The sequence below is a fragment of the Flavobacterium bizetiae genome, assembly GCF_902804475.1.
Classification (GTDB): Bacteria; Bacteroidota; Bacteroidia; order Flavobacteriales; family Flavobacteriaceae; genus Flavobacterium; species Flavobacterium bizetiae.
The window spans coordinates 82,495-89,178 of sequence record NZ_CADCSU010000055.1 but is presented as its reverse complement, the minus strand read 5'-3'; the positions used below and the strand labels follow the sequence as shown (position 1 = coordinate 89,178).

Sequence of the window (6,684 nt, the reverse complement as noted above, 5' to 3'; positions counted from 1 at the left end):
ATTAAAAACACATCGATGGAAAATCTTATTCAGTCAGAGAATTACAAAATTCAAAAACCAGCAGAATGGGCTACTAATATTAATGACAATCAACTTATTGAATACATTAAGGAATCGGATTTTGCAAGTAAACAAATAGATGAAGGACGTGATTATTGCTACTTTTTAGATAAAATTTATTATACAAGTGATGAGGAAAATAGCGAATATGCTTGTGTAGCTTATACGCTTAACGAGCCTGCTAATCTTGAAAATGCTTCGGTGATGGATGTTGTAGTCGAAGAAAATGAAACTTATATTATACACAGAATAAGCGTTTTGAGAGAAGGTGCTTTGGTTGACAAAATTCCTGATACGAAAATTAAAGTATTAGACAGCGAAAACCAGAGTGATGGCGGTGTTTTAAGCAGCAATAAAAAAATTAATATTACGATAAAAGATTTACGTCTTTACGATGTTTTGATCATGGAAGATTCGAGAGTAAAAGTGTTTACAGAACGTGACTTTTTACGTAAGGAATTTTCTAAGTTCGTTTGGGTGAGTCCAAGTACTTATTGGGCTTACGGAAGTTATAAGTTTACTTTTATCAATGATCGCAAAAAAAATATTGCTTACAAAAAAACGTTTTTTAGAGATGAAGACGGGAATGTATTGGCTCCGGAAATTAACTATTTAGAAAAGGGTCAAAAATTTACTATCGAAAAACAAAACTACATCAATTTTGTAGATACAAATAGAGAAATTGCTCCTTTTATCGATTTTGCAACTGATAGTAACTGGATCGACTTATCGAATTATATTTCTCCTTTGTATGAAGAGGTTTATGCTAAATCGTCTTTACAGGAATTTGCTCCTAATCTAGTCGAAAAACTGGATGCCATTACCAACAAAGATGAACAATTGCAGTTTGCGATAGATTATGTGCAAAATCATGTTTACTATGTTTTTAATGCTGATGAAATGAATGGGCACAAACCTCAGGAACCTTCGATCACGTATCAAAACAAACAAGGAGACTGCAAGGCAAAATGTGTTTTACTAAAAGTAATTTTAGATTATATCAAAGTCGATTCGTCTGTGGTTTTGGTAAATTTCAATACAGATCATTACCTTAAATATTACTTGCCTTCTTTATTGACTTTTAATCATGTTATTGTAAAAATCGATTATAAAGGCGAAACGTATTTTATTGATGCTACAAGTCGTGATGAATTTGGATTGATCGAAAATCGCGGTTTTATTTACTTCATGCATTATTTAGAAGTAAAACCTAATCAGGATTTACAAATAAAAAAATCGCATAAATTTCCTTATTATGGTATAAATGAAAAAGCTGAATTTAATGTTCAGAATAATACTGGAAAGCTTTCACTAACGACTACTTACAAAGGAAATCGCGCCAATTATATGCGTAAGTATTTTAAAAACACCAACAAAAGAGAAATCATTGACAGCTGGAATAATTTCTTTTTTTATACGCTGAATTACAATAACGACAGAAACGGAACTGATGTTCGAAATATATTTAAGGATGCTACAATCGAAACAATCAGTGATGATAAAAAGCTGAATGAATATACCATTCAGTACAAAGCTACGGTTGAAGATCCATATTATACAGATCCTCAAAAGAATCGTTTCTTAATGTATTTTGATCGAAATGTAATTAAAAATAATGCTCGTGACTTTTTGCATACTGATATCGCCTTCTGGCATAATTTTGATAACGAAAAGTACGAAATCAACCTTTACACAGATCAAAGAATAGATGTTGAAGAGAAATTTACAGCACAGGAAAGCACCATTAAAAATCCGTATTTTGATTATACAAGCCGAAAAAAGATCACAAAAAATGGCGCTACAATAAACATCGATTTTACACCATTGGTTAATTTAGAAATTCCGCCTGCAGATTTTGAAGAATTTAGAAATGCGCATCACGAAGTGGCAGATAGCAATTTCGGACTGGGAATTGATATTATCGAACAGGGTTTTATGAATTTAATGAAGTTTAATTTCAAAAAACTGGTAAAATAATTGTAACAAAAAAGGGCTTCAAAACGAAGCCCTTTTTTATTGTTGTTGAATTGTTTTATAACAACTCAAAATTAGATTTTACTTTGATATCTGCTGATGAAGCTCCTATTAAAGCTTCGAAATCTCCCGGTTCTGCAACAAATTCTAATTTATCATTGTAGAAAGAAAGTTTCTCTTTGTCGATTGTAAATTCGATTGTTTTAGATTCTCCTGCATTTAATTTTATTTTTTGAAAATCTCTCAATTCTAAAACTGGTCTTACAACTGATCCAAATTTATCTTTTAAGTACAATTGTACTACTTCTTCTCCAGCTACTTTTCCAGCATTCGATAATTGAAATGAAACTTTAATGGTTTCATTATTTTTCATTTTAGTCGAAGATAATTTCAAATCTGAATAATTGAATTTAGTATAACTCAAACCATATCCAAAAGGAAATTTAGGTGAATTTTTTAAATCGATATAAGCTGAAACATAATTTTTTGAATCTTCGTCTTTAGCTGGTCTTCCTGTACTGTAGTGATTGTAGTAAATTGGAATTTGTCCTACTTCTCTCGGGAAAGTCATTGGTAATTTTCCAGACGGATTATAATCTCCAAACAAAACATTAGCGATTGCATTTCCAGCCTCAGTTCCTAACCACCAAGTGTAAACAATTGCAGGAACGTTATCTGCAGTCCAGTTAAAAATAAGAGGTCTTCCTGCATTTACCAAAACTACCACTGGTTTTCCTGTAGCCTGAATTGCTTTTACTAAATCTTCCTGAACACCTGGCAAATGAATATCACTTCGGCTTTTTGCCTCACCACTCATGTCGCGTCTTTCTCCAATACTCAAAATAACAACATCAGCTTGTTTGGCAGTTGCAACAGCTTCTGCAAAACCATCTTTATTGTCTCCGTCAACTTCACAACCTTTAGCGTAAAGCAACTTGGTATTTTTACCTACTTTATTTTGTAAACCATCCCATTGCGAAACGATCCATTTATTATAATCTACTTCAGGTAATTCTACAGACCAGAATCCCATGTTTTCTTTGTACTCTTTTACCATTGGCCCGATAAAAGCTATCGTTTTCAGGTTTTTAGAAAGTGGCAAAGTTTCGTTTTCGTTCTTTAATAAAACGATACTTTTTTGCGCTACATCAAGAGCTGCTTTTCTGTGTTCAGGATTGCTCAAAGCTTTATCAGCTCTTTTTTGATCTGAATATTTGTACGGATCATCAAATAATCCTAATTCGAATTTCTTGCGAAGAATTCTTTTTACGGCATCATCAATTAATTCAACAGGCACTTTCCCTTCTTTAACCAAGTCGGCTAAATGATATCTGTAAGCATTACTTTCCATATCCATATCACTTCCGGCAGTAATTGCAGAAAGTGCTGCGGCTTTAAGATCTTTAGAATATCCATGTGCTACCATTTCGCCAATCGAACCCCAGTCAGAAACTACAAATCCCTGAAAGTTCCATTTTCCTTTTAAGATATCACGTTGTAAATGTGCATTTCCTGTAGCAGGAATTCCATTTAAATCGTTGAATGAGTTCATGAAAGTTGCTGCTCCTGCATCAAGAGCGGCTTTAAATGGTGGTAAATAAGTTTCCCATAACATTCTTTCGCTCATATCTACTGAGTTATAATCCCTTCCGCCCACTGCTGCACCATACGCTGCAAAGTGTTTCACGCAAGCCATAACTGAGTTTAAATCGCCTAATTTATTTCCCTGAAATCCTTTTACTCTTGCATAAGCAATTTTAGATCCTAAGTAAGTGTCTTCTCCGGCACCTTCCATAACACGTCCCCAACGAGGATCACGGCTAATGTCTACCATTGGTGCAAATGTCCAGTGAATTCCGCTTGCAGAAGCTTCTACAGCAGCAACTCTTGCTGCTAATTCTATGGCTTGTAAATCCCAACTTGCAGCCTCGGCCAACGGAAGCGGGAAAGTTGTTTTATAACCATGAATAACGTCCTGACCAAATAACAACGGAATTTTAAGACGTGATTGCATTGCCAGTTCCTGATATTGTCTGGTGTATTTTGTACCCACAATATTTAACATAGAACCTATAAGTCCTGCTTTTATCTCGGCTTGTTTGTTTGGGTTAATTGTGATTGGTCCTGTTGCCGAATTATCTCCCGTATATTGATTAAGCTGACCAATTTTTTCTTCGATGGTCATTTTTTTCAATAGAGCATTTACTTTTTGATCTATTGTTTCTTGTTGTGCTGTCGCAAAAAGCGATACCATCAACAAGGCAAATGTGGTTAATTTCTTCATGAATTTAATTTTGATTACCAAACATAAGTAGCCACAGCACCTGCGTTTAAGGTAGTTGAAAATTGTTTTTGATTGTATTTTATATTAAAAGTTTCTGTTGTAGTTCCGTCGTTTTCTACAATTAAAACCGTTTGTCCTGATGGCGTTTTAAAAGCGACATTGTATAAATTTCCGCTAATATTACTTCCTATTCTTACTGATCCTTCAGGAACAAATTTTGATGCGTGACCTATTATATAATACCCTACTTCTCTTTTGATATTCTGAGCCTGATCGATCATTAACGCTCCTTTACAAGTAGAACATCCGCCTGGTGTAAATGGTTTGTAATACTCATCATTTGCTAATCCCCACGAAAGCGCATTTACGCTCCAGTTACGCATTGAACCAATAACAACATTTTTTACACTCCATTTTAAGTCAGATTCGAAACTGCTTTTTGACCCTGTATATTGTTCGGTAAAATACAAATCTTTATTTGGAAATGCATCATGAACCGTAGATAATGCGCTGATATCTCCTTCGTACAAATGAAATGCAGAACCTGCTACAAAAGGATTCGCTTTTGGATCTTTTAAAATCGTTAAAGGATATTCGGGTTTGTTGCAATTGTGATCGTAAATCACGATTTTGGTTTTTATTTTAGCTTTCGCGAAAGCGGGACCTAAATGATTGCCAATAAAATCTGCCTGTTGTTCAGCAAGCATTAATAAACTTGGATTATTTCCCGGATGCAATGGCTCATTTTGAGGTGTAATCGCATCAATTACAATTCCGTGCGATTTCATTGCCTGAATATATTTTACAAAATACTCGGCATAAACCTGATAGTATTTTGGTTGAAGACTTCCGCCTTTTGAGCTTCCGTTGTCTTTCATCCAAACTGGAGGCGACCACGGAGAACCCATAATTTTTATTTTTGGATTAATAGCTAAAATTTCTTTTAACAAAGGCACAACGTCGTTTAAATCCGGACCTAAATCAAATTTTTCCAGTTTTAAATCAGTTTCACCTTCCGGTAAATCATCATACGAAAAAACTTTTTCATTCAAATCAGAAGCTCCAATACTAATACGAAGGTAACTTAAACCAATGGCATCATCTTTTCTGGAAAACAATTCCTGAAGCAGGGCTTCTTTTTTTGCTTTATCCAGTTTTAAAATGGCCTGAGCGCTTCCTCCTGTCAAAGAAAATCCAAAACCTTCGATGATTTGAAATTTTTCTGAAGGATTTACTTCAATAGTCTGGTTTGAATTCGTTTCTGCATTAAAAACTAAATCATTTTGCTTTTGAAGTTTTAAAGACTCATCAGTTGTTGTTATCCACGATTCTGCTTTATTAGAAGTGGCTACTGCATTTTTTGAAGTTCCGCATTTTATCTGAACTGCAATAAGTGGCAGTAAAAATAAAATTTGAAGTTTTTTGTTGATGTTTTTCATTTTAATCTATTTCTATTAAAACAGGTAAATGATCCGATGGATATTTTAAATCTTTAGAATCACTTAAAACTGCATGTTTTTGAATTTTTAATCCGCTGTTTTTTGAAACAAAAATATAATCGAGTAATAATGTTACAGGTTCGTTGTGTTTGAAATCGTTAAACGTTCCTGATGGTCCAAAAGGTTTTTCTTTCGAAACATCTTTGGTATCATCCATTACTTTTTTAATTTCTGCAATTTGTTTTGTATCTGGTTCTGAATTGAAATCTCCCATTAAAAATGCCGGATATTTCTTTGTATTCAATTCGCTTATTTTTTTCAAAGCAAGCTGTACGCCTTTTATTCTTGCTTCTTCTCCCATGTGATCAAGATGAAGATTAAAAACCCAAAATGTTTTTTTAGTTTTTAAATCTTGAAAAAGCCCGTACGTGCAAACTCTGTTACAAGCTGCGTCCCAGCCTCTTGAAACTACATTTGGAGTTTCTGATAGCCAAAATGTATTTGACTGCTCTACTTTAAAGCGATCTTTTTTATAATAAATCGTACACGCCTCTCCTGTTCCTCCTTCTTCTCTTCCTACTCCAAATTTATTATAATTTGGCAAAGCCGATGCAATATCTGTTACCTGACCTGGCGTTGCTTCCTGAACCCCAAAAATATCCGGGCTGTAAAATTGTATTTGAGAAGCAAAATAATCTTTTCGTTTTGGCCATGCATTTTCTCCATCAGAAGCAACATCTAAACGAATATTATAGGTCATGATTTTTAAATTTTGACCATAGAATGATCCACTTGCAAAAAGTAGGAATACTACTAAAATAATTTTGTTTATCTTTTTCATCTTTAAAAAATTTTAATCGGTAAAGCTAATGTTTCTGTAGCCTTAAAGAAAAAAACTTATTTAAAAGTTATGTTAATTATGAATGT

At 33.8% G+C, this 6,684-nt stretch carries 4 protein-coding genes; 1 reads left to right on the top strand and 3 read right to left on the bottom strand.

Annotated elements, in window-relative coordinates:
* Positions 1–15 precede the first annotated feature (15 nt).
* A complete protein-coding gene (locus FLACOL7796_RS05345; RefSeq protein WP_173969797.1) occupies positions 16–2,037 on the top strand; it encodes a DUF3857 domain-containing protein in 2,022 nt (673 codons plus the stop codon).
* 55 nt (positions 2,038–2,092) lie between these two features.
* Here FLACOL7796_RS05345 and FLACOL7796_RS05340 read toward each other — a convergent pair whose 3' ends face one another.
* The 3 genes from FLACOL7796_RS05340 to FLACOL7796_RS05330 are packed head-to-tail and all read right to left on the bottom strand — an operon-like array spanning position 2,093 to position 6,598.
* Complete coding sequence (locus tag FLACOL7796_RS05340) at positions 2,093–4,318, bottom strand: glycoside hydrolase family 3 N-terminal domain-containing protein (RefSeq protein WP_173969796.1); 2,226 nt, start codon at positions 4,316–4,318, stop codon at positions 2,093–2,095.
* A 14-nt stretch (positions 4,319–4,332) separates the two neighbouring features.
* Positions 4,333–5,757, bottom strand: a complete 1,425-nt coding sequence (locus FLACOL7796_RS05335; RefSeq protein WP_173969795.1) for a glycoside hydrolase family 30 protein — start codon at positions 5,755–5,757, stop codon at positions 4,333–4,335.
* Position 5,758: 1 nt separating this feature from the next.
* The gene (locus FLACOL7796_RS05330) at positions 5,759–6,598 is read right to left on the bottom strand and encodes an endonuclease/exonuclease/phosphatase family protein (protein ID WP_173969794.1); all 840 of its coding nucleotides are present in this window, start codon (positions 6,596–6,598) and stop codon (positions 5,759–5,761) included.
* Positions 6,599–6,684: the final 86 nt, after the last annotated feature.